We start from the raw sequence: 20,392 nt of genomic DNA on the forward strand, positions 1-20,392 counted from the left end.
GAGGGGAAGAAGGAGTTGAAGACAAGCCCTGCGGAAAGCCCGGTGCGGCAGGCACAGCGCCTGATTTCCGTACGTATTCTTTGACGCTTACACAAAAATCAAAGCCTGCCAGGGAGAAACCTGGCAGGCTTTGAAACGTTGCTGCAGCATGGGAGCGGGGCCCCGCTGTCGTGCTGCGGGCTTTACATACGCCGCGCTCCTTTTTGAATCGGGTCCCAGGTGGAATTGTACGGCGGAGCGTAGCTGATGTCTAGATTCTGGATGTCGGCTACGGTCATGTTGTTGTAGATCATCACCGAAGACGTATCAATCCGCTTGTCGACACCGTTCACACCGACGGCCTGCACCCCGAGCAGCCGCCCGCTTTCGTTGTCTTTGATCATCTGCAGACGGAAGGCTTTGCTGCCGGGGAAATAGCCGGCATACGGCGACGGCTCGAACGTTTCGCACGAATAATCAAAGCCGGCTTCATCCGCCTCTTTCGTACTGAGGCCTGTTCTGCCGGCCGTCAGCGTGAAGAAACGGAAAATGGCTGTGCCGAGCATGCCCTGGAACGTCATCCGTTCGCCGGCAATGTTGGAGCCTGCTATGCGGCCCTGTTTGTTCGCATGCGTTCCGAGCGGCACGTAGTCATGCACTTCTTTCACCCGGTGGTACTGCGTTGCACAGTCGCCGGCGGCCCAGATGCTGTCCACGTTCGTCCGCATGTACGGATCGACATACACGGCGCCGGACGGGTGGAGCTGGATGCCGGTTCCCTCCAGAAAGTGGGTGTTCGGCTTAATGCCGATGGCCACGATGACGCCGTCGGTCTGATACGTGCCCTTGTTCGTCTGGACCGCCCGGACACGTCCGCTGCCGTCATCGACAAACCCTTCAATCTCTTCTTCCAATGTCAGTTCCACTCCGTGTTCTTCTGCTTCTACACGCAGCGCTTCCACAATATACTGATCGAAGTTACTGCCAAGCTTCGCCGAGCGGTTGATAAGCCGCACGCTTTTCCCGGCTTCGATCAGATTTTCTGCTGCTTCAAGCCCGATATAGCCGCTGCCGATCACGGTAATATGCTCTTTGTCTTTAAAATCCTCGATGATGCCTTCTGCGTCGGGGATTGTCTTCAGCACGTGAATCCCTTTCAAGTCGGCTCCACCTGCGGGAATACGGTTCGGACTGCCGCCGCTTGCAACAAGGAGGGTGTTGTAGTCGACAGTGAAACGTTCGCCGCTGTCGAGATTCGTCCCGTGCACTTGTTTTTTCTCGGCATCCACCTGCGTCACTTCATGATGCACGCGGGCATCGATGCCTTTTTCGCGGAAAAACGAAACCGGACGCGCAATCAGATCCTCGCGTTCCGGTACAATGCCGCCGACATAGTACGGCAGCCCGCACTGGGCGTAGGAATAGACAGGGCCCCGCTCGAGCACTGTAATCTCTGCCTCCTCATGTTTAAACAACACTTGCATCGCGGCACTCATCCCTGCTGCATCGCCGCCGATAACCACAAACTTCATCCAACTCCTCCTTCATCTTTATAGGTAAAAAGGTACTACTCTTTGTATACCCTTTTGGGTACTGTGGGAAACGGACGCCGGATATGGAGAAAAGATGAAAGATATCGGAAGAAGTACCACAATTCTCTTTTTCTTCTGAATATCGAGTATGATATCAACAGGAAAAGGCGTCACAATTTTCTGGAAAAGGATAAGGAGGAGAGAAGATGAATCGTCTGCAGCGCATACTATTTTTATCGATGTTGTTGACCGGGGCAGCAGCTGTCCATTCATTCGCCGGAGAAGGAGTAGAGCTGCTGCATGCGGGACTCGTATCTCTGGCTGTCGTGTCTATGGTGTTTTTAAAAGGAAGGCTGCCGTTCGCGGTGGTGCTCACGCTTATTTTAGGCTATGGCTTCAGCCTGGCCGGTTATGCTTTTGTACAGGGATGGTCCGGACCGGAACAGTACACGATGATCCTGCATCACCTCCTGCTTACCATCACGCTGCTGACGGTATGGCTGCTCTACAGTGACATCCGCTATATCCTGGAGGAGAACACTTTTTTAAAGCAGGAGCTGAAGCATTGGAAGAAGTATGAAGACGATTCGTTTCTCTTAACACGGGAAGAGTTTTTGTATCAGGCGGGAGCCCTTGATACAGCCGCTGTCCGAAAAGGTGAGCAGAATGCACTTGTCACGCTGAAGCAGCGTGCGCGGATCCCGAAGGACATCCGTTCCTCTCTGCAGAAAGAAACCGCCCAGCAGGCGCTGGAAACGGTGCGGAACCGGTTTGACCTCGTAACAGCAGAGGGCGGCACGATTTATCTGCTGCTCCCGGGAACGAAAGAGCAAGGTGTGGAGGCTGTCTGGAGCCGACTGTCGGAAAAAATCCGCAGCACCTCGGCGTATCGGGAGATCCCGTTCACCATCGAAGCCGACTACACGACGGACACGCAAGGGTTGATGAAGAAGGAGGAGGAGAACGTCTCATGACGCTTTTATTGATCATCATCTTTTCGTTCTTCTGGCTCCTCCTGCTGTTTTATTCCATCTTAACCATTGCCGGCGTCTACTACCGCTTGAAAAAAAGGCCGGCTCCGATAATCGAATCATGGCCGTCGGTATCGATTCTCATACCGGCGCATAATGAAGGGCTCGTGTTGGAAGATACGTTGAAGGCCATGCAGCGGCTGACCTATCCAGGGCGGCTGGAAGTGTTCGTACTGAACGACAATTCAACAGATACGACAGCAGAGACAGCGCAGCAGTTTGCGGATGCCTTCCAGCGGATGCACCACATCCCGGTTCCGGCTGCCGTGCATGAACCGAAAGGGAAATCGCGCGTACTTAATTATGGGCTGCGTCTCATTGATACGGACTACTTTCTCGTCTACGATGCGGATAATCAGCCGGAGGAGCACGCGGTGACCAGGCTGATGGAACAGGCACTCGCGCACCCGGATGCCGCCGGTGCTGTCGGTTATGTCCGCACCGCGAACGCGGGACAGAACTGGCTTACCCGCATGATCGCCCTGGAATTTCAAGTCTTCCAGCTGCTCATGCAGTGCGGCCGGTGGCAGCTGTTCCGCATCGGATCGCTGGCGGGAACCAACATGCTCCTGAAAAAAGACGTCCTGGATGCTGCCGGCGGCTACGATCTGTACGCACTGGCCGAAGATGCCGAGCTCACGATCCGCCTCACCTCCGCCGGATGGACGCTTCCGGTTGTGCCGGAGGCGGTAACGTGGGAACAGGAGCCGGAGACGCTCAAAGCCTTGATCAAGCAGCGGACGCGCTGGCTGATCGGGAACCTCTATCTGCTGGAGAAGATTTTCAGAGACAAAGCTATGTGGAAATCCCGGTCCTTCCATCACGCGTTCCAGCATGTGAGCATGTATTTTGCTTTTGCCGTGCTGCTGCTCGTCTCGCATGTCTGTTTCATCATCAGCCTGACAGGACTGGCAGCGCCGATGTTCGCCGCTCCGATCCTCATGTTCTGGTTTATGAGCTACATGGTGTACACCATGCAGCTGTTGAGTACCGTTGTACTCGACCAGAACGTCAGTCCGAAAAAAGTCATCACCGTCGCCGTCATGTATTTTACGTACGCGCAGCTGTTTATCCTTCTCCTGCTCCGCAGCGGCGGCATCTATCTCTGGAAACGGATGCTTCTCCGTCAGACAATTGGATGGGATAAAACCGCCCGCTACAAAGGGAGGTCCCGCGCCGTATGAGAACCGCAGCAGCAGGGATTTTCGCCGTCGCAGCGATCGTTATACTGGTGTGGTTCATGAATAGGGAGGAGGACTGGTTCAGCCGCACATCATTTTTGTCCTATATTCAGGAGAGCTATGCGCCGGAAGGGCTCGTCCAGGCATATCCCGGCGAAGATGACACGTTCCTGTCAGAATCAGAAGGGCTATATCTGCTCTGGCTGGCAGAACAGGGCGAAGAAGACGTCTTCCGCGCGCAGGTCGAGCGGATGGAGGAAGCCTATATCGAACGGAGCGGCGGGGAAACGTTCCTCCGCTGGAAGCTCGGTGCTGATGCTGTCAACGCCTTGATCGACGATGAACGGATGATCGAAGCCCTGCGGAGAGGGGCCGAAGCCTTCGATGAACCAGCGTATACGGATCTGGCAGAGGAGCTGGAGGCTTCGCTCGAGCGCCATCTAAAAAACGGAGACGTACTGCTCGATTTTTATGACTGGGAGCTCGAGGCACAATCCGAAACGTTCCATTTGAAATACGGCCGGTATGAAACATGGGAAGCCCTCGGCATGGAGGGATCTTTTCAACTGCTGTACAACCAGGAGAACCTATTCTGGGATGAAGTGTACGACACAGAAAAGGAAGAGCTGGCCCCGGCCTCCGATGAAGCAGACATGATCGATCAGCTTCTCATTGCCTCTGCAGCAGAAGAGGCCGGCGTGGATACGAGCGCTTTTGCTGCATTCGTTCAGGAGGAATGGGAGGAGCGCGGGCTGCTTTACGGAAGATACGACCGGCAGGAGCACACCCCTTCCGTCGACTATGAATCGATGGCCGTCTACGGCATCGGTGCGGCCTACATGGAACAACGCGGCGACAGTCGGACGGCGGAGGCGTTTATCGAGAGAGGGCAGGAGCTGTTTGAACAGGCAGACAAGGACGACGTTCATTTCTTCGACCTCATCTGGTACGCGCCTTCTTCTTAAGTACACAAAAGCAGCTCCCATCTCAGCTGAGGGGAGCTGCTTTTTCTATAGTAAGTGAAGCACTCGGGACGCTGTGTGGGAAGGGGTTGGGTGGATGAAGGGCTGACGACGTCGCGGCGCAAAACCCTGGCGGAGCGTCGACATTGCCGATCGGAGCGGCTCAAAACTGTCGCGAAGTGGCTCAAAACCAGCCATGTGGCTCAAAACATCCGTCGGGCGACCCGACGGCGGTGTCAGACCGCCCGCTCCGCAGGCCGAAGCGACTCAAATCTGCGGCGGACCGACCTGCTTTTGCCTCCAGCCTCATGAAAATCCTTTCCGCTGGCTGATCAAAAGGAAGGATTCTAGGTTTCTGCTCTCAGCGGAACACGAAGGGGCGGACTCGTTCCTGCTACGTGACGACGCTCCCCCGGTGGCGCCAGTACCAGTACAAAAAAGCACCGATCGTGAGGCCGAGCAGGTTGAAGCCGATGTCGATCAGCCAGGCGGTCCGGCCGAAAAACGGCTGCAGCAGCTCGACGGACGTGACGAAGAGCGCCAGGGTGACGACGGTCCAGGCACGCAGCCCGAGCCAATGAAAAAACAGAAAGCCGAGCACCGACGTGCCGAGGATATGGCTCATCATGTTCACGCTCGCCATCGCCTCATAGACGCGGATTTGTTCCGGTTCCAGGAACGTCGTCCACGTCGGATCCGGGTTGAACCGGTAGATGATGTCCTGATAATGAAGCAGCTCTTCCGGACTTGCGTGCCACATGGCCGCCGTATAGAAAAAAGCTGCCGCTGCAAACAGCAGGGCACGTACAATTGCCGGCATCGTCATGCCTCCTCTCCATCGTTTCGATTCCAAGCTGGGGGCTGCAAAAGGGGGCGGCGGCACGCTGCTTTTTTCTAGTATGCATGAGGGAGGAGAGAAAAGCGAGCGGCTGGGAAAAAATACGTGCGCACCGCGGCCTCCCATTGCAAAACAGCGCTGTTCAGCCTATACTATAGACAGGTATGTGCCTGCGTACAGCAGGCCGTGAAGGAGAGGTGTTCCACGGTGTTTGACCGATTACAATCAGTAGAAGACCGCTATGATCAGCTGACAGAGCTGCTCATGGACCCGGAAGTTATTAACGATACGAAAAAACTGCGTGACTACTCCAAGGAGCAGTCCGATATTCAGGAAACGGTAGAAACGTACCGTCACTACAAAGAAGTGAAGCAGCAGTACGATGAAGCGAAAGAAATGCTTCGGGAGAACCTCGACGATGAGATGCAGGAGATGGTGAAAGCCGAAGTCGACGAGCTCAGCGATCAAATTCCGGAAATGGAAGAGAAGCTCCGTGTGCTCCTCATTCCAAAGGACCCGAACGACGATAAGAACGTGATTGTCGAAGTCCGAGGCGCAGCCGGCGGGGATGAAGCGGCCCTTTTTGCCGGAGATTTGTACCGGATGTATTCCCGCTATGCCGAGAAGCATGGCTGGAAGCTGGATGTGATCGAGGCGAACGAGACGGGCCTCGGCGGGTTCAAGGAAGTGATTTTCTCGATCAATGGCAAGGGGGCGTTCTCCCGGATGAAGTATGAGAACGGGGCGCACCGTGTGCAGCGGGTGCCGTCGACGGAATCGGGCGGTCGAATCCACACGTCCACAGCGACGGTCGCGGTGCTGCCGGAAGCGGAAGAAGTGGAAGTGGATATCCACGAGAAGGACATCCGCGTGGATACGTTTGCTTCCAGTGGTCCCGGCGGGCAGAGTGTCAATACGACGATGTCTGCGGTGCGTCTGACGCATGTGCCGACGGGAGTTGTTGTTTCGTGTCAGGATGAGAAATCGCAGATCAAGAACAAGGATAAGGCGATGAAGGTGCTCCGGGCCCGTATTTATGACATGTTTCAGCGGGAAGCCCAGGCAGAGTACGATGAGCACCGGAAGTCCGCGGTTGGTTCCGGCGACCGGTCTGAGCGGATCCGCACGTACAATTTTCCGCAGAGCCGGGTGACGGACCATCGGATTGGTCTGACCCTGCAGAAGCTGGATCAGATTCTCGAAGGCTCCCTCGATGAGATCATCGATCCGTTGATTGTCGAGGAACAGTCGCGTCTGATGGAGAACGCGGACGCATGACGACCGCAGCAGAAGCCCTGACCCGGGCTTCTTCTTTTTTGGAAGAAGCCGGCCGGGAAGGGCGGATCGCCGAGGTTCTGCTGCTGCATCATACCGGCTGGAGCCGGGCACGGCTCTTGGCGGAGAAGCGCGCGGAGCTGCCGGTGGAGATCGTCGAGCTGCTGTGGTCGGACGTGCAGCGTGCCGCCGACGGCATGCCGGTGCAGCACCTGACCGGAGAAGAGACGTTCTACGGCCGGACGTTTAGTGTCAACCGCCACGTGCTCATCCCGCGTCCGGAAACGGAAGAAGTCGTGCAGTATCTGCTCGAGCGTCTGCCGGAAAATGCATCGGTCCTCGATGTCGGCACAGGCTCCGGGATCCTGGCGGTGACAATCAAAAAAGAGCGCCCGGACGTCTCGGTGACAGCTGTAGATATTTCGAGGAACGCGCTCGAAACCGCAGCCGCGAATGCAGCAGCACTGGAGGCGGATGTGACGTTTCTCGAGAGTGATCTGCTGGACGTGCCGATCCGAAGCGGAAGCCGGTTCGACGCGGTCATCTCCAACCCTCCGTATGTACCGGAAACGGACCGCCTCTCGATGGCAGAACATGTGACGAGTCATGAACCGGAACTCGCGCTTTTTGCTGGGGAAGACGGGCTGGAACTTTACCGCCGACTCTGTGGACAACTGCCCTGCGTCCTCCGGCGGCCGGGGCTGGTCGTCTTTGAAATCGGCTGGAATCAGGGAGATTCGGTCGCAGCGCTGCTTCAGAAGGCGTTCACCAGCGCACAGGTGGATGTGGTCCGCGATATCAATCAAAATGAGCGGATTGCCGCTGCTGCTGTTCCCCTCCGTGGATAACTCTGTTGCTTCTTCCACAGAGTTATCCACCGTTTCCACCATAGTTATCCCCTGTTTTTGTGTATAAGTATCACTTATACACAGGCTTGCGACAAATCAAAAGGGGAACAGGGATTTAAATGGGAAAGGAGTCTGGATAAGTCATGAGTTACGCACAGACGAAGGTGTGGACTGTGGATGAACATGTGGATAACCTTGTTGACAGCCCGGCCATTCAAGAAGCGGCCTCGCTCCTCCGCCGTGGAGAAGTTGTCGCTTTTCCGACGGAAACGGTCTATGGCCTCGGGGCATCCGCCCGTATGGACGAAGCGGTGGAAGCTGTCTTCACGGCAAAAGGAAGACCGGTGGATAACCCGCTCATCGTTCATCTTGCTGAAGCGGAGGATGTGGATACGTGGACAACATCGGTCTCCGAGGAGGCCCGGCAGCTGATCCGGATGTTCTGGCCCGGCCCGTTAACCTTGATTCTTCCCCATAACGGCCTGTTTTCGGAAAATGTCACAGCCGGGTTATCCACCGTGGGTCTGCGCATGCCCGATCATCCTTCGGCTCTGGCGCTGATCCGGGCTTCGGGGGAACCGCTGGCAGCGCCGAGCGCCAACCGGTCCGGCCGGCCGTCGCCGACAACCGCCCAGCACGTATACGATGACCTGCACGGCCGTATTGCCGGGATTGTGGACGGCGGCGCGACAGGAGTCGGACTGGAATCCACGGTGCTGGACTGTTCCGGACCGGTGCCGGTCCTGCTCCGGCCCGGCGGGGTCACGCAGGCGGAGCTGGAATCGGTGGTTGGTCCGATCGACGTCGACCCGTCTTTGTTTGTGACGGGGGACGTGCAGGATCCGAAGTCGCCCGGGATGAAATATCGTCACTATGCACCAGAATCGCCGCTGACCCTCGTCGAAGGCAGCGCAGCTTTTTTCCACAGCTGCATCCGGGCCCACCAGCGCGCGGGAGAGCGGGTCGGTGTCATCGTCCCGGCTTCCATGGCAGCAACCCCGGCCGATGAGGTGTACGTGCTGGACGGCGACGAGCCGGAAGATACGGCCCGCGGCCTGTACAGCGCACTCCGGACGTTCAAACAGGATCGCATTGATCATATTTTCATGCGGACCCTCGACCCTGAAGACATCGGTTCCGCCGTCATGAACCGGCTGATCAAAGCCTCCGGCGGCAGAATCCGACGCGAAACAGAAGAACAATAAGCGGAAGCCCGTCCTGGCGACGGGCTTTTTTAAATGATAGGAATGTATAAGTTTTCATACAGTGTGACGGCGGCTCCATGCGCTGCTCGGGAAGAAACAAAGAACGTTTTCTTCCCTCAAAAAGCTTGCAGCGCTTCCGCACGCCGTTCCGACCAAAAGGCGCTTTGCGCTTTTGTTCCATGATAGGAATGTATAAGTTTTCATACAGTGTGACGGCGGCTCCATGCGCTGCTCGGGAAGAAACAAAGAACGTTTTCTTCCCTCAAAAAGCTTGCAGCGCTTCCGCACGCCGTTCCGACCAAAAGGCGCTTTGCGCTTTTGTTCATTGGCAAAGGGTGGAGCTGACGGCAAGTGTGGACAATTCTTCAGGATTGTGACCAAGCGGCGGGCAAGTGTGGACAATTGATGGCAATTGTGACCAAGCCGGCCGAAAGTGCGGCCAAAGCAAATCTGGAATGCAGAAATCAGCTGACACCGAGAGAAGCCGCAGCAGGCCAAGCGTCTCAACCGAGAGATTAATGAGCTCTCCGCGCCTCACGGCTTGGTAAAAGCAAGCGAAGCGCGCAGGGTTCATTCAAGGGGGTTGAAAGAAGAGGGCCTGGGCCGGCCAGGGAAGTGTGGACAATTCGTCAGGATTGTGACCAAGCGGCGGGCAAGTGTGGACAATTGATGGCAATTGGGACCAAGCCGGCCGAAAGTGCGGCCAATCTCTTTTCTGCAGAAGCAAGCTGGTGCCCCTGCGGCGGTACAACCTCCGGCCGCACACCCGTATTTTGTTATATTCCGATATTAAGCCGAAGAAAAAATCAAAAAGAATGCCGTTAGAAGTTCAGTCCTGAGCATAAAGGCATAACCTTGTCGTTACAGCGTTTATTAAAATCCAAGTATTGCAATAAAAAAACATATTTTTGAATGAAATATCAAAATATTGAAAAATAGTCGTTGCTATTTCGCAGAGGCTGGTGTAAATTATTTTTAGATAAAGAATTCTGAAAAAACGTAAAATTCTAACCGCCGTTTACATACTACTTGGGACCTGCTGTCTCTAGGTGAACATTCGTTCAGACAGGATGCACAGCAGAAGGGGGAGAGACCATGACAGAGCCGGTGCTGAACGTAGAGGGGCTGCGGACACACTTTTTCACGGATGCAGGGGAGATCCCGGCCGTGGATGATGTCAGCTTCTATATTAACGAAGGGGAAGTGCTCGGTATTGTCGGCGAGTCCGGCTGCGGGAAAAGCGTGACATCCCTGTCGGTCATGGGGCTCGTGCCGAATCCGCCGGGAAAAATCATCGGGGGTACGATCGACTTCCGTCACAGCGGCGGCAAAGTGGAAGATCTGAGGCGTGTATCCGGAAGGAGAATGCGGCAGATCCGGGGGAATCAGATGGCCATGATTTTTCAGGAGCCGATGACCTCGCTGGATCCGCTTTATAAAATCGGCTATCAAATTACCGAAGGACTCCGCCGTCACACGAAAATGAACAAAAAAGAAGCCCACCGCAAAGCTGTCGACATGCTCAAGATCGTCGGTATTCCACGGGCAGAGCAGGTTGCTACCGAATATCCGCACCAGCTTTCCGGCGGCATGCGCCAGCGGGTCATGATTGCGATGGCGATGGCATGCGATCCGGAGCTGCTCATTGCGGATGAACCGACGACGGCGCTCGACGTTACCATTCAGGCGCAGATTCTCGAATTGATGAAAAAGTTGAACAAAGAGAAAGGAACGGCGCTCATGCTGATCACCCATGACCTCGGTGTGGTCGCGGAAATGTGCGACCGCGTTGTCGTCATGTACGCCGGCAAAGTTGTGGAAGAAGGGGACGTTCGGACGATCCTGAAACACCCGAAACATCCGTATACCCAGGGGCTGATCCGTTCGCTTCCGAAAATGTCGGAACGGGAAGAACGGCTTTATTCCATCCCAGGCACGGTTCCGAAGCCGGGATCGATAAAGGATGGCTGCCGGTTTGCAGCGAGGTGCCCGCATACGTTTGACCGCTGCGTCGAGGAGACACCGGAGCTCCTGCCGCTGGCGGAAGGACACGCCTGCCGCTGCTTCCTGTATGACAGTCTGGAAGGGGGCGGCGCGCATGACAGATCAACCACTGCTGAAGGTCACTAACCTGAAAAAATATTTTCCGATCAAAGGTGGCATCCTCGGCCGGCCCGTCGGGGAAGTGAAAGCCGTCGATGATGTGTCCTTTGACGTATTTGAAGGCGAAGTCCTCGGCATCGTAGGGGAATCCGGCTGCGGAAAGTCGACCACCGGCAAAGCCCTGCTGCGGCTCATCGAACCGACTGCCGGAGGGGTCCATTTTCAAGGGAAGGACATCACGACCCTCGGGACCGATGAGATGAGAAAAGTCCGGCGGGACATGCAGATCATCTTCCAGGACCCGTACGCATCGCTGAACCCGCGTCACAATATCGGAAAAATTCTCAGTGAACCGCTGCTCGTCCACGGCCTCGCCGAAAAAAAGGAGCGCACGGAGAAGGTGCATGAAATCCTCCGAATCGTCGGCCTGCCGCCGGAAGCAGCCGACCGGTACCCGCACCAGTTCAGCGGGGGACAGCGGCAGCGCATCGGCATTGCCAGGGCGCTGATCGTCCGGCCGAAGCTGATTATATGCGACGAGCCGGTGTCGGCACTCGATGTCTCAATCCAGTCGCAGATTTTGAACCTGATGGAGGATCTGCAGGAAGAATTCGGACTGACGTACGTGTTCATCGCACACGACCTCAGCGTCGTGAAGCATATCAGTGACCGGATCGCCGTCATGTACCTCGGAAAAATTGTCGAACTCGCGGACCGGGATGACCTCTATGACCGGCCGCTTCATCCTTATACAGAATCGCTGATGTCCGCCGTTCCGGAACCGGATCCGGATGTAAAAAAAGAACGTATTGTACTGGAAGGGGATGTTCCAAGCCCATCGGATCCACCACCGGGCTGTCCTTTTCATAATCGATGTCCGTATGTCATGGACGTCTGCCGGGAGAAAGTGCCGGCACTCGAAGCGGTTCACGTTAACCACTATGCGGCCTGTCATCTTCATACAGAAGAAGGCGGAGACGCAGATGCAAGCATAAATCATCTTAAGGGGGAAAAAGCATGAAAAAGGCATGGCTGTTAACCAGTATTGCAGCAGGGACCCTGTTCGTCACGGCATGCGGTGGAGACAACAATGAAGATGCAGAGGCAGACAACAACGACGTGAATACCAATGATACGGAAGCCGACAATGACAATGACAATGCCGAGGCAGACGATGCCGACGACGGAAATGATGAAGCCGGAGAAGCTGCGGAAGACCAGACGCTGATTTTTGCCCGTGGAGGAGATTCGGTCAGCCTGGACTACGCGAGCGTCACCGACGGGGAATCGTCGCGCGTGACCCAGCAGATCTACGAGTCGCTTCTCTTCTTCGATGAAGATTCTTTTGAAATTGGTCCTGGACTGGCAGAAGATTGGGAGATGCATGATGACGGAACGCGCTATACGTTCCAGCTCCGAGAAGGGGTCACGTTCCACGATGGGACGGACTTCAATGCAGATGCCGTTAAGCTGAACTTCGAACGCTGGGCGGACCCGGACCACGAATTCCACTTTGCGGATGAAGGCTATGCCTACAGCGTATACGGAACCCAGTTCGGTGGATTTGTCGGTGATGACGGCCACGTGATTGACGAAATCAACGTCATTGATGATTATGAAGTTGAATTTGTCCTGAACAGCCCGCTCGGATCCTTCCTGCAGAACATGGGGATGAGTTATTTTGCCATGACGTCGCCGGCCGCATTTGAAGAGTACGGCGCGGAGATCAACGAAAATCCAGTCGGAACCGGACCGTTCGAGTTCGTCAGCTGGGACCGCGATGACAGCATCGTCCTCGAGCGTTACGATGATTACTGGATGGAAGACGGACCACACCTCGAATCGGTGATTTTCCAGGTCATTCCGGATAACTCTGCACGACTGACGGCCCTTCAGTCCGGTGAAATTGATATTATGGACGGACTGAACCCGGACGATATCGATGTACTGGAAGGAGAAGAAGGCATTCAGACGTGGGAACGGGCGACCAACAACATCGGCTACCTCGGCTTTAATGAAGACAAGGAGCCGTTCGATGATCCGGAGCTGCGCCGTGCGCTGAACCATGCGATTGATAAAGAAACCCTGATTACCACGCTCTATGCCGGCATGGCAGAGCCGGCGAAGAACCTGATTCCGCCGGACTACCTCGGCTACAACGACGAGATTGAAGCGTACGAGTACGACCCGGATCTGGCTAGAGAAATGCTGGAAGATGCGGGCTATGAAGATCTGGAAATCGACCTTTGGACGATGCCGGTAGCACGTCCGTACATGCCGGACCCTGAGCGGGCCGCTGAAGTCATGCAGGCGAACCTGGATGAAGTCGGCGTCACAGCCAACATTGTCAGCATGGAATGGGCCACGTACCTGGAGCAGACAGAAGCGGGCGAACATGACCTGTTCATGCTCGGCTGGTCCGGCGTTAACGGGGATCCGGACTACTTCTTCGGCAACCTGCTGCACTCGGATGCCATCCCAGGCGGGAACCGCAACTTCTACCGCAACGAGGAAGTAGACGGACTGCTCGACGAGGCAAAAGTGAGCATCGACGAAGGCGAGCGGGAAGAGCTTTACATGGAAGCGCAGGAAATCATTCATGAGGATGCACCGATGATTCCACTCGTTCACTCGATTCCGGTTCTTGCCGGCAGTGACCGCGTTGAGGGCTATGTGCCGCATCCACAGACAAGTGAACCTCTGACCAACGTACGACTGACGGAATAGAACAACAGAGAGAAGCTGCGGACCGGGGCGCCGGTCTGCAGCGATACATAAACTGAGACAGTGCGCTGTCCAGAGGAGCGGGGGGACAAACGATGCTCGCTTATACGATCCGCCGGGTGCTGATGCTGATACCGGTGCTGATTGGTATGTCATTGATCACTTTTTCCATCATCCATCTCATACCCGGAAACCCTGCTCAGACGATATTGGGGGAGCAGGCGACCCCGCAGGCGATTGAGCAGCTGGAGGAACAGCTCGGGCTGAATGAACCGTATTTCGTTCAGTATGGCGAATATATGATGAGTCTGCTGCAAGGTGACTTGGGGCAGTCGCTGCGGACGAATGCGGATATCACGAACGAAATGTGGCCGTTTCTCGCTGCGACGATAGAGTTGACGCTGTTTGCGATGATTTTTGCGGTCGTCGTCGGGGTCAACGCCGGCATCATCAGCGCCTGGAAACAGAATTCTATTTTTGACTATACGAGCATGCTGATCGCGCTGATCGGGGTCTCGATGCCGATCTTCTGGCTCGGGCTCATGCAGCAGTGGATCTTCGCGCAGGAGCTCGGCTGGTTCCCGGCTTTCGGAAGAGGCAATCCGCGGGATCCTGTCGAGACGGTCACGTATTTTTACCTGGTGGATACACTGCTCGCCGGGAGACCGGATCAGTTCTTTACTTCCCTCGGGCACCTCGTGCTGCCGGGTGTAGCCCTCGGTACCATCCCGATGGCTATCATTGCGAGAATGACGCGTTCGAGCATGCTCGAAGTGCTCCGCTCCGATTACATCCGTACCGTGGAAGCGAAGGGGATCCACCATCTGTCCGTCGTTTACCGGCACGGGTTTAAAAACGCGGTCATCCCTGTCCTGACGGTCGTTGGCCTGCAGACGGGCACCCTACTCGGCGGGGCGATCCTGACGGAGACGATTTTCAGCTGGCCGGGCATCGGCCGCTACGTGTACGAAGCCATCGGCACACGGGATTATCCGGTTATTCAGTCAGGTATTCTCGTCATTGCGTTCATGTTCGTCATGATCAACCTGATCGTCGACCTGCTGTACAGCTATATCGATCCAAGGATTAAATATTAAGGAGGCTGTGATATGGAAACGGTTCGACCGGATAAACAAACGCCGATCCCGTCTCCGGAACAGGAAGCCCACACGGTTCCTGCCCCAGCCTCTCCATGGAAAGAGGCTTTCCGGCAGTTACGACGGAACAAACTTGCTGTTGTCGGGATGTTCATCATCAGCTTCTTTATTCTTATCGCGGTATTTGCCCCACTGCTGACGCCGCATCAAGTGTCGACAATGAACGCTGCGGACCGGCTGCAGGGGCCATCTGCCGACTATTGGTTCGGCACAGATGATCTGGGGCGGGATATTTTCACCCGGATTGTCTACGGAGCCCGTATCTCGCTGATGGTCGGATTCTTCGCCGTAACAGGGGCGCTCATCTTTGGTTCCATGCTCGGGATTCTGGCCGGCTACTTCGGCCGCTGGGTGGACATGCTGATCTCGCGCGTGTTCGACATCATGCTCGCCTTTCCGAGTATTCTGCTGGCGATTGCGATCGTAGCTATTCTCGGTCCATCCCTGCAGAACGCACTGATTGCCATTGCCATCATCAACATTCCGATTTTCGGCCGCCTCGTCCGCTCGAAGGTAATCTCAATCCGGGAAGAGGAATACATCATGGCTGCAAAAGCGCAGGGGATGAAGAGCGGAAGAATCCTGGTGCACCACGTGCTGCCGAACAGCATGGCACCGATTATCGTGCAGGCCACGCTCGGATTCGGCACCGCGATCCTGGAAGCGGCGGCTCTCGGCTTCCTTGGTCTCGGCGCCCAGCCGCCGACACCGGAATGGGGGCGCATGCTCTCGGACGCCCGTCAGTACATTACGAGCGCGCCGTGGACCGTGCTCTTTCCCGGCCTCTCGATCATGCTCGTCGTCCTCGGCTTCAACATGATCGGCGACGGCCTGCGGGATGCGCTTGATCCAAAAATGAAGCACTAATCGAAAACATACGTTACGAAAACCCCTGTCAGCGCTTGCGCTGACAGGGGTTTTGCTGCGGTGTGGGAAAAGCCGGAGCAGGGAAGTGCGGACAATTCGCGGGAATTGTGACCAAGCGGCGTCAAAGTGTGGACAATTCACGACAATTGTGACCGAGCCGGCTGACATTGCGGCCAAAGTCAATCTGAGCTGCAGAAAAATCACCTGACACCAAGAGAAACGGCGAGCGGGCCAAGCGTCCAACCAGAGAGAAGGATGAGCCCTCCGCGCCTGCGGCTTGGTTTCCCTCCTGCGTGCGCCGGAGCTGGTGGCAGGTGCCGTGGGTTCGTCTCGGTTGCGTCAGGCGCTTCTGCATCTTCGACCAAGCCGCGACCGGTCGAGAAAGGGAGATTTTCTCGTCCCTTCATGATAAAATAGAGGAAAGAAGGTTGATTTCTACGGGCACGGGGTACGGGAAGGGTAAGACAAATTAAAGGAAGTGACACAATGGAGAGAGTGTTGTTTGTGTGCACCGGAAATACATGCCGAAGCCCGATGGCGGAGGCCATTTTTCATGCCAGAAGACCGAAAGAGAATTTTACCGCGAAATCTGCCGGCGTGCATGCGCAGGACGGCATGCCGATGTCGGAAGGATCCCGTCAGGCCATCGCCCGCCACGGGATGATGGAAAGCCACCAGTCGCAGCCGCTCACCGAAGAACTGCTGCAGTGGTCAGACCTTATTCTTACGATGACAGAAGCACATAAACAGGCGGTCATTGAGCAGTTCCCGGACCGTGCTGCGCTCGTTCATACATTGAAAGAGTACGTCAACGATGATCAGGAGACGCTCGACAAGATGGAAGAACTCAAGCACAACATGGCCCAGATGGAAATGAAACGGGCTCAGTTCATCGCCGAAAACCAGAACAAAGTAGACAAATACAACGAAGAACAGGACATTGGTGATGCCTCCGGACTCGAGCAGGAGCTGCTCAGCCAGATTGAACCGCATCAGCGCGCGATCGACCGCCTCGAGTGGGACCTTCCGTCCTTCGACATCCGTGACCCGTTCGGTGGAGACGACTCCATTTATGAAGCAACCTTCCAGGAGATTGAAGAAGCAGTGGACCAGCTTCTGAAGAAAATGAACACTGAGAATGAAGGAGAGTAGGATAGCATGAAAATCGTTATTGGTTCCGACCACGCGGGCTATGCCCTCAAAAAAGAAATCCGGCCGCTTCTCGACGACATGGGCCATGAAGTCGTCGATGTCGGTACAGAATCCGGCGACTCCGCCGACTATGCAGATTACGGCATTCCCGCTGCGGAAATGGTCGCACGCGGCGAAGCGGACCGTGGGATCATCATCTGCGGCACGGGTATCGGCATGTCCATTTCTGCCAACAAAGTGAAAGGCATCCGCTGCGCCCTCGTCCACGACATGTTCACGGCGAAAGCGACCCGCGAACACAACAATACGAATGTGCTCGCCATGGGTGAGCGGATTGTCGGCCCGGGCGTTGCGCAGGAAATCGTACGTATCTGGCTCGAGACGGAGTTTGAAGGCGGACGCCACGAGCGCCGTGTCAACAAAATGATGGAGTACGAGAAACAGCAGGCGTCAACCTGAAGAAAAAAGGAGGGGACGGCGATGACGACCTGGACAGAGGACCTCCTCCAGGGGCTTCGTGAACTGCAGGAACAGGCTGCCCTGAAAGAGGGAGACATTCTTATTATCGGAACGAGCACAAGTGAAGTCCGCGGCGAACACATCGGCAAAGCCGGTACGCTGGATACGGCCGCGCATCTATGGGAAGGATTTACGGCCTTTCAACAGGAAACCGGCGTCCGTCTTGCGTTTCAAGGATGTGAGCACATTAACCGTGCGGTGCTCGTCGAAAGAGAGACAGCGGAAGCGTATCACCTGGAACCGGTCAATGTGGTGCCCATCGCTTCCGCCGGCGGCTCGATGGCCGAGCACGCCTACAAGCAGATGCAGGATCCTGTCGTGGTGGAAGAAATCCGCGCGCACGCCGGCATCGATATCGGTGATACGTTCATCGGCATGCATTTGAAAAAGGTAGCCGTCCCGGTACGCACGTCCGTCAAGCAGATCGGCGAAGCACACGTCACCTATGCGCGCACCCGCCCGAAACTGATCGGCGGCGCCCGCGCGCAGTATCAATAAAACAGGGAAAACCGCCCGTGGCCTGATTCTGGTCCGGGCGGTTTTTTTCGTAGTATAGGAATGTATAAGTTTTCATACAAGGTGACGGCGGCTTCGTGCGCTGCGCGGGAAGAAAGCAAACCCCATTCTTCCCTTGAAAAGCATGCAGCGACGCCGCACGCCGTTCCGATCAAAAGGCGCTCCGCGCTTTTGTTCTATAGGAATGTATAAGTTTTCATTAAGGGTGACGTCGCAGCCAGCTGCTCGGGAAGCACGAAGAACCCATGCTTCTCTAAAAGAAACTGCGGTACACGCAGTTTCGACCAAAAGGAGCTTTGCGCTTTTGATCCGGCCCCCTTGCTTTTCCGTTAGTTTTCATATACCCTTGTAGGTATAAAAGAGCGCAGAGGAGGCGGAAAGATGGCAGCAGAGAAAAAATCATGCGCCCAAGGAACCTGACAAGCAGGAGGTGCCGGCCGGAAGCGGTTCCGGCTCCCCGGCATATGACCGGGTATGTACCTCTGGGGCCTGGCAGGTCTCTATTTATTGTTCACACAGCTTTGGTAAAAGAGAAGAGCAGGAAATAGAAGAAACAAGACAGAAACCAAGGCGTGCGCTGGCGGCAGCGATGCAGTCGACCGTTAACGCGGCAAAAAGCTTCCGAAAGAGCCAAAATGGATCTTTCGGAAGCTTTTTATATTACCTCTCGGCCCTGATCGCACGTCATCCTCGGTTTCTTTTGGATCTCGTCTCGAACGCTTCTCCAGGGAATGTGGAATACCCGATCCTGTTTCATATGGTCCCGTCACACCGCAAAAAACGGGGATGACTCTTGTTCGTCATCCCCGTTTTGTCATCAGCGCCGAGGCGCTGCTCGTCGACTTATTTCTTCGCTTCGGAATACCCAGGGATGCCGTCGAAGTCGTACAGGTTGTCGACCTTGATCCAGTCGAGCCCGGCCGCCTCTACGACTTCCAGCAGGCGGCGGATATCTCCGTTGGTCAGCACGTCGTCTCCCGACGGATAGAAGCGGCAGCGCCAGTGGTCTGTCGTAAACACTTTATCCCCGCTCTGCGGATACGCATTCGCCCCGCGGTTCGTAATGACACTCAGCGACCAGCCGGCACCGGCTGCCGCTTCGAGCTGCTGGCCGAGGTCTTCCGCTTCGATGTCATCCGCGCACACATGCACATCCACGCCGGTGAGTTCCCGCTTCACGTCGTTCGGACGATCGAACACCTGCGGCGGCACGTAGTTTTTGCTCTTCCGCTCCTGCTTCGCGTAGCGGACCGGCTCGATCTGGCCCGGCTCCTGTCCGAGACGGTCCGCAACCGCCCGTGCGAAGTCCATCGTAGAAACTCCTTCTCCCTGCGCGATATCCGGCGTGCCGACACCATCTTCGAGCGTTTTGAACCACGCATTGTGAATCCGCTCCGCTGTCTCCGGCTCCCCGATGTGCTGCAGCATCTGCACCGCGCCGTGCAGCAGTCCGGATGGATTGGCAATGCCTTTGCCCGTAATATCCGGCGCACTGCCGTGGATCGCTTCAAACATCGCATGCTGATCGCCGATGTTGGAAGAACCGGCCAGGCCGACACCGCCGGAAATCTGCGCCGCGATATCCGACGCAATGTCCCCGTAAAGATTCGGCAGCACGACGACGTCAAAATGCTGCGGCCGGTCGGCAATGTTCGCCAGACCGATATCCACGATCTGATGCTCCGTTTCGATCTCCGGATATTCTTCCGCCACTTCCTCAAAGACCTGGTGGAACAGCCCGTCCGATAGCTTCATGATGTTATCCTTCGTAATGCACGTCACCTTTTTCCGGTCATTCTCCCGCGCATAATCAAACGCATGCCGGATCACCCGCTCCGAGCCCGGCCGCGAAATCAGCTTCACACTCTGCACCACCTCAGGCGTCTGCCGGTGCTCGATCCCCGTATAGAGATCCTCCTCGTTTTCCCGCACAACGACAAGATCCATGTCCGGATGCTTCGTCGAAATAAACGGATGATACGACATCGACGGGCGGATATTCGCATACAGCCCGAGCGTCGTCCGGATCGTCACATTTAGACTCTTATAGCCGCCACCCTGCGGCGTCGTGATCGGCGCCTTCAAAAACACGCCCGTGCGGCGCAGCGACTCCCACGCCTCATCCGGAATCCCACTCGTCCAGCCGGCCTCAAACTGCTCCTTGCCGATCTGAATCGTCTCCGGATCCACCGGCGCCTCCGCACGCTCCATCACGTGCAGCACCGCCTCCATGATCTCCGGACCAATCCCATCACCATATGCCACTGTAATCGGCGTTCTGCCCATGCTCATCATCCTCCTTCAATCGTCTGTAAAAAAACATGCCTGCACCGTCCCCAATGTGCGCCGCCCTATGCTTCTTCCGCTGGAATGCGTGCTGTCCAGCCTTCGCTCTGCCTGCTTCGCGCAGCCAAAAGCAGCGCCGGGCCCGTGCGTACATGCTCCGCTGTTTGTCCCATACCCTGGAAGACCTTTCCGTAATCATCAGCAGGTGTAAGGAAAT

General features: G+C 56.0%; 17 protein-coding genes. 14 read left to right on the forward strand and 3 right to left on the reverse strand.

The genetic code is table 11. The features are described from left to right. Positions 1–182: 182 nt before the first annotated feature. The gene (locus G477_RS0116405) at positions 183–1,511 is read right to left on the reverse strand and encodes an FAD-dependent oxidoreductase (protein WP_026698838.1); all 1,329 of its coding nucleotides are present in this window, start codon (positions 1,509–1,511) and stop codon (positions 183–185) included. Between the two features lie 206 nt (positions 1,512–1,717). Between G477_RS0116405 and G477_RS0116410 the strand changes: the two genes are divergently transcribed. Genes G477_RS0116410 through G477_RS0116420 form a run of 3 tightly spaced genes read left to right on the forward strand, consistent with a single transcriptional unit; the run spans position 1,718 to position 4,688 of the window. Continuing rightward, positions 1,718–2,485 carry a hypothetical protein gene (locus tag G477_RS0116410; RefSeq protein WP_026698839.1) on the forward strand — a complete coding sequence of 256 codons (768 nt, stop codon included), beginning with the start codon at positions 1,718–1,720 and terminating at the stop codon, positions 2,483–2,485. After that, positions 2,482–3,726 (forward strand): glycosyltransferase family 2 protein, encoded by a 1,245-nt coding sequence (locus G477_RS0116415; RefSeq protein WP_026698840.1) that lies wholly within the window; start codon positions 2,482–2,484, stop codon positions 3,724–3,726. The genes G477_RS0116410 and G477_RS0116415 overlap by 4 nt, the downstream gene beginning before the upstream one ends. Next, a complete protein-coding gene (locus tag G477_RS0116420) occupies positions 3,723–4,688 on the forward strand; it encodes a hypothetical protein (protein WP_026698841.1) in 966 nt (321 codons plus the stop codon). Before G477_RS0116415 ends, G477_RS0116420 begins: the two co-directional genes overlap by 4 nt. A 391-nt stretch (positions 4,689–5,079) precedes the next feature. Here G477_RS0116420 and G477_RS0116425 read toward each other — a convergent pair whose 3' ends face one another. Further along, a complete protein-coding gene (locus G477_RS0116425) occupies positions 5,080–5,505 on the reverse strand; it encodes a VanZ family protein (RefSeq protein WP_026698842.1) in 426 nt (141 codons plus the stop codon). 225 nt (positions 5,506–5,730) lie between these two features. On the opposite strand from G477_RS0116425, the gene prfA reads away from it, so the two are divergent. The 11 genes from prfA to G477_RS0116480 all read left to right on the forward strand — a co-directional run bounded on the left by prfA (position 5,731) and on the right by G477_RS0116480 (position 17,871). Then, on the forward strand, positions 5,731–6,801 hold the full coding sequence (gene prfA, locus G477_RS0116430; protein WP_026698843.1) for a peptide chain release factor 1: 1,071 nt from the start codon (positions 5,731–5,733) through the stop codon (positions 6,799–6,801). After that, complete coding sequence (gene prmC, locus G477_RS0116435) at positions 6,798–7,646, forward strand: peptide chain release factor N(5)-glutamine methyltransferase (RefSeq protein ID WP_026698844.1); 849 nt, start codon at positions 6,798–6,800, stop codon at positions 7,644–7,646. Before prfA ends, prmC begins: the two co-directional genes overlap by 4 nt. A gap of 143 nt (positions 7,647–7,789) precedes the next feature. Beyond that, positions 7,790–8,851 carry an L-threonylcarbamoyladenylate synthase gene (locus tag G477_RS0116440; RefSeq protein ID WP_026698845.1) on the forward strand — a complete coding sequence of 354 codons (1,062 nt, stop codon included), beginning with the start codon at positions 7,790–7,792 and terminating at the stop codon, positions 8,849–8,851. A 1,095-nt stretch (positions 8,852–9,946) separates the two neighbouring features. Further along, on the forward strand, positions 9,947–10,981 hold the full coding sequence (locus G477_RS0116445; RefSeq protein ID WP_026698846.1) for an ABC transporter ATP-binding protein: 1,035 nt from the start codon (positions 9,947–9,949) through the stop codon (positions 10,979–10,981). Beyond that, positions 10,950–11,975 carry an ABC transporter ATP-binding protein gene (locus G477_RS20030; protein ID WP_051288144.1) on the forward strand — a complete coding sequence of 342 codons (1,026 nt, stop codon included), beginning with the start codon at positions 10,950–10,952 and terminating at the stop codon, positions 11,973–11,975. Before G477_RS0116445 ends, G477_RS20030 begins: the two co-directional genes overlap by 32 nt. Continuing rightward, a complete protein-coding gene (locus G477_RS0116455; protein WP_026698847.1) occupies positions 11,972–13,681 on the forward strand; it encodes an ABC transporter substrate-binding protein in 1,710 nt (569 codons plus the stop codon). The genes G477_RS20030 and G477_RS0116455 overlap by 4 nt, the downstream gene beginning before the upstream one ends. A 92-nt stretch (positions 13,682–13,773) precedes the next feature. Continuing rightward, positions 13,774–14,775 (forward strand): ABC transporter permease, encoded by a 1,002-nt coding sequence (locus G477_RS0116460; RefSeq protein WP_026698848.1) that lies wholly within the window; start codon positions 13,774–13,776, stop codon positions 14,773–14,775. 12 nt (positions 14,776–14,787) lie between these two features. Further along, on the forward strand, positions 14,788–15,702 hold the full coding sequence (nikC, locus tag G477_RS0116465; protein ID WP_026698849.1) for a nickel transporter permease: 915 nt from the start codon (positions 14,788–14,790) through the stop codon (positions 15,700–15,702). A 486-nt stretch (positions 15,703–16,188) separates the two neighbouring features. Further along, a complete protein-coding gene (locus G477_RS0116470) occupies positions 16,189–16,854 on the forward strand; it encodes a low molecular weight protein arginine phosphatase (RefSeq protein ID WP_026698850.1) in 666 nt (221 codons plus the stop codon). A gap of 6 nt (positions 16,855–16,860) precedes the next feature. Further along, positions 16,861–17,313 carry a ribose 5-phosphate isomerase B gene (rpiB, locus tag G477_RS0116475; protein WP_026698851.1) on the forward strand — a complete coding sequence of 151 codons (453 nt, stop codon included), beginning with the start codon at positions 16,861–16,863 and terminating at the stop codon, positions 17,311–17,313. Between the two features lie 21 nt (positions 17,314–17,334). Further along, complete coding sequence (locus G477_RS0116480; RefSeq protein ID WP_026698852.1) at positions 17,335–17,871, forward strand: TIGR01440 family protein; 537 nt, start codon at positions 17,335–17,337, stop codon at positions 17,869–17,871. An 861-nt stretch (positions 17,872–18,732) separates the two neighbouring features. Here G477_RS0116480 and G477_RS0116485 read toward each other — a convergent pair. Further along, a complete protein-coding gene (locus G477_RS0116485) occupies positions 18,733–20,175 on the reverse strand; it encodes an NADP-dependent isocitrate dehydrogenase (RefSeq protein WP_026698853.1) in 1,443 nt (480 codons plus the stop codon). Positions 20,176–20,392 lie beyond the last annotated feature (217 nt).

Source organism: Alkalicoccus chagannorensis DSM 18086, assembly GCF_000429725.1.
Lineage (GTDB): Bacteria > Bacillota > Bacilli > Bacillales > Salisediminibacteriaceae > Alkalicoccus > Alkalicoccus chagannorensis.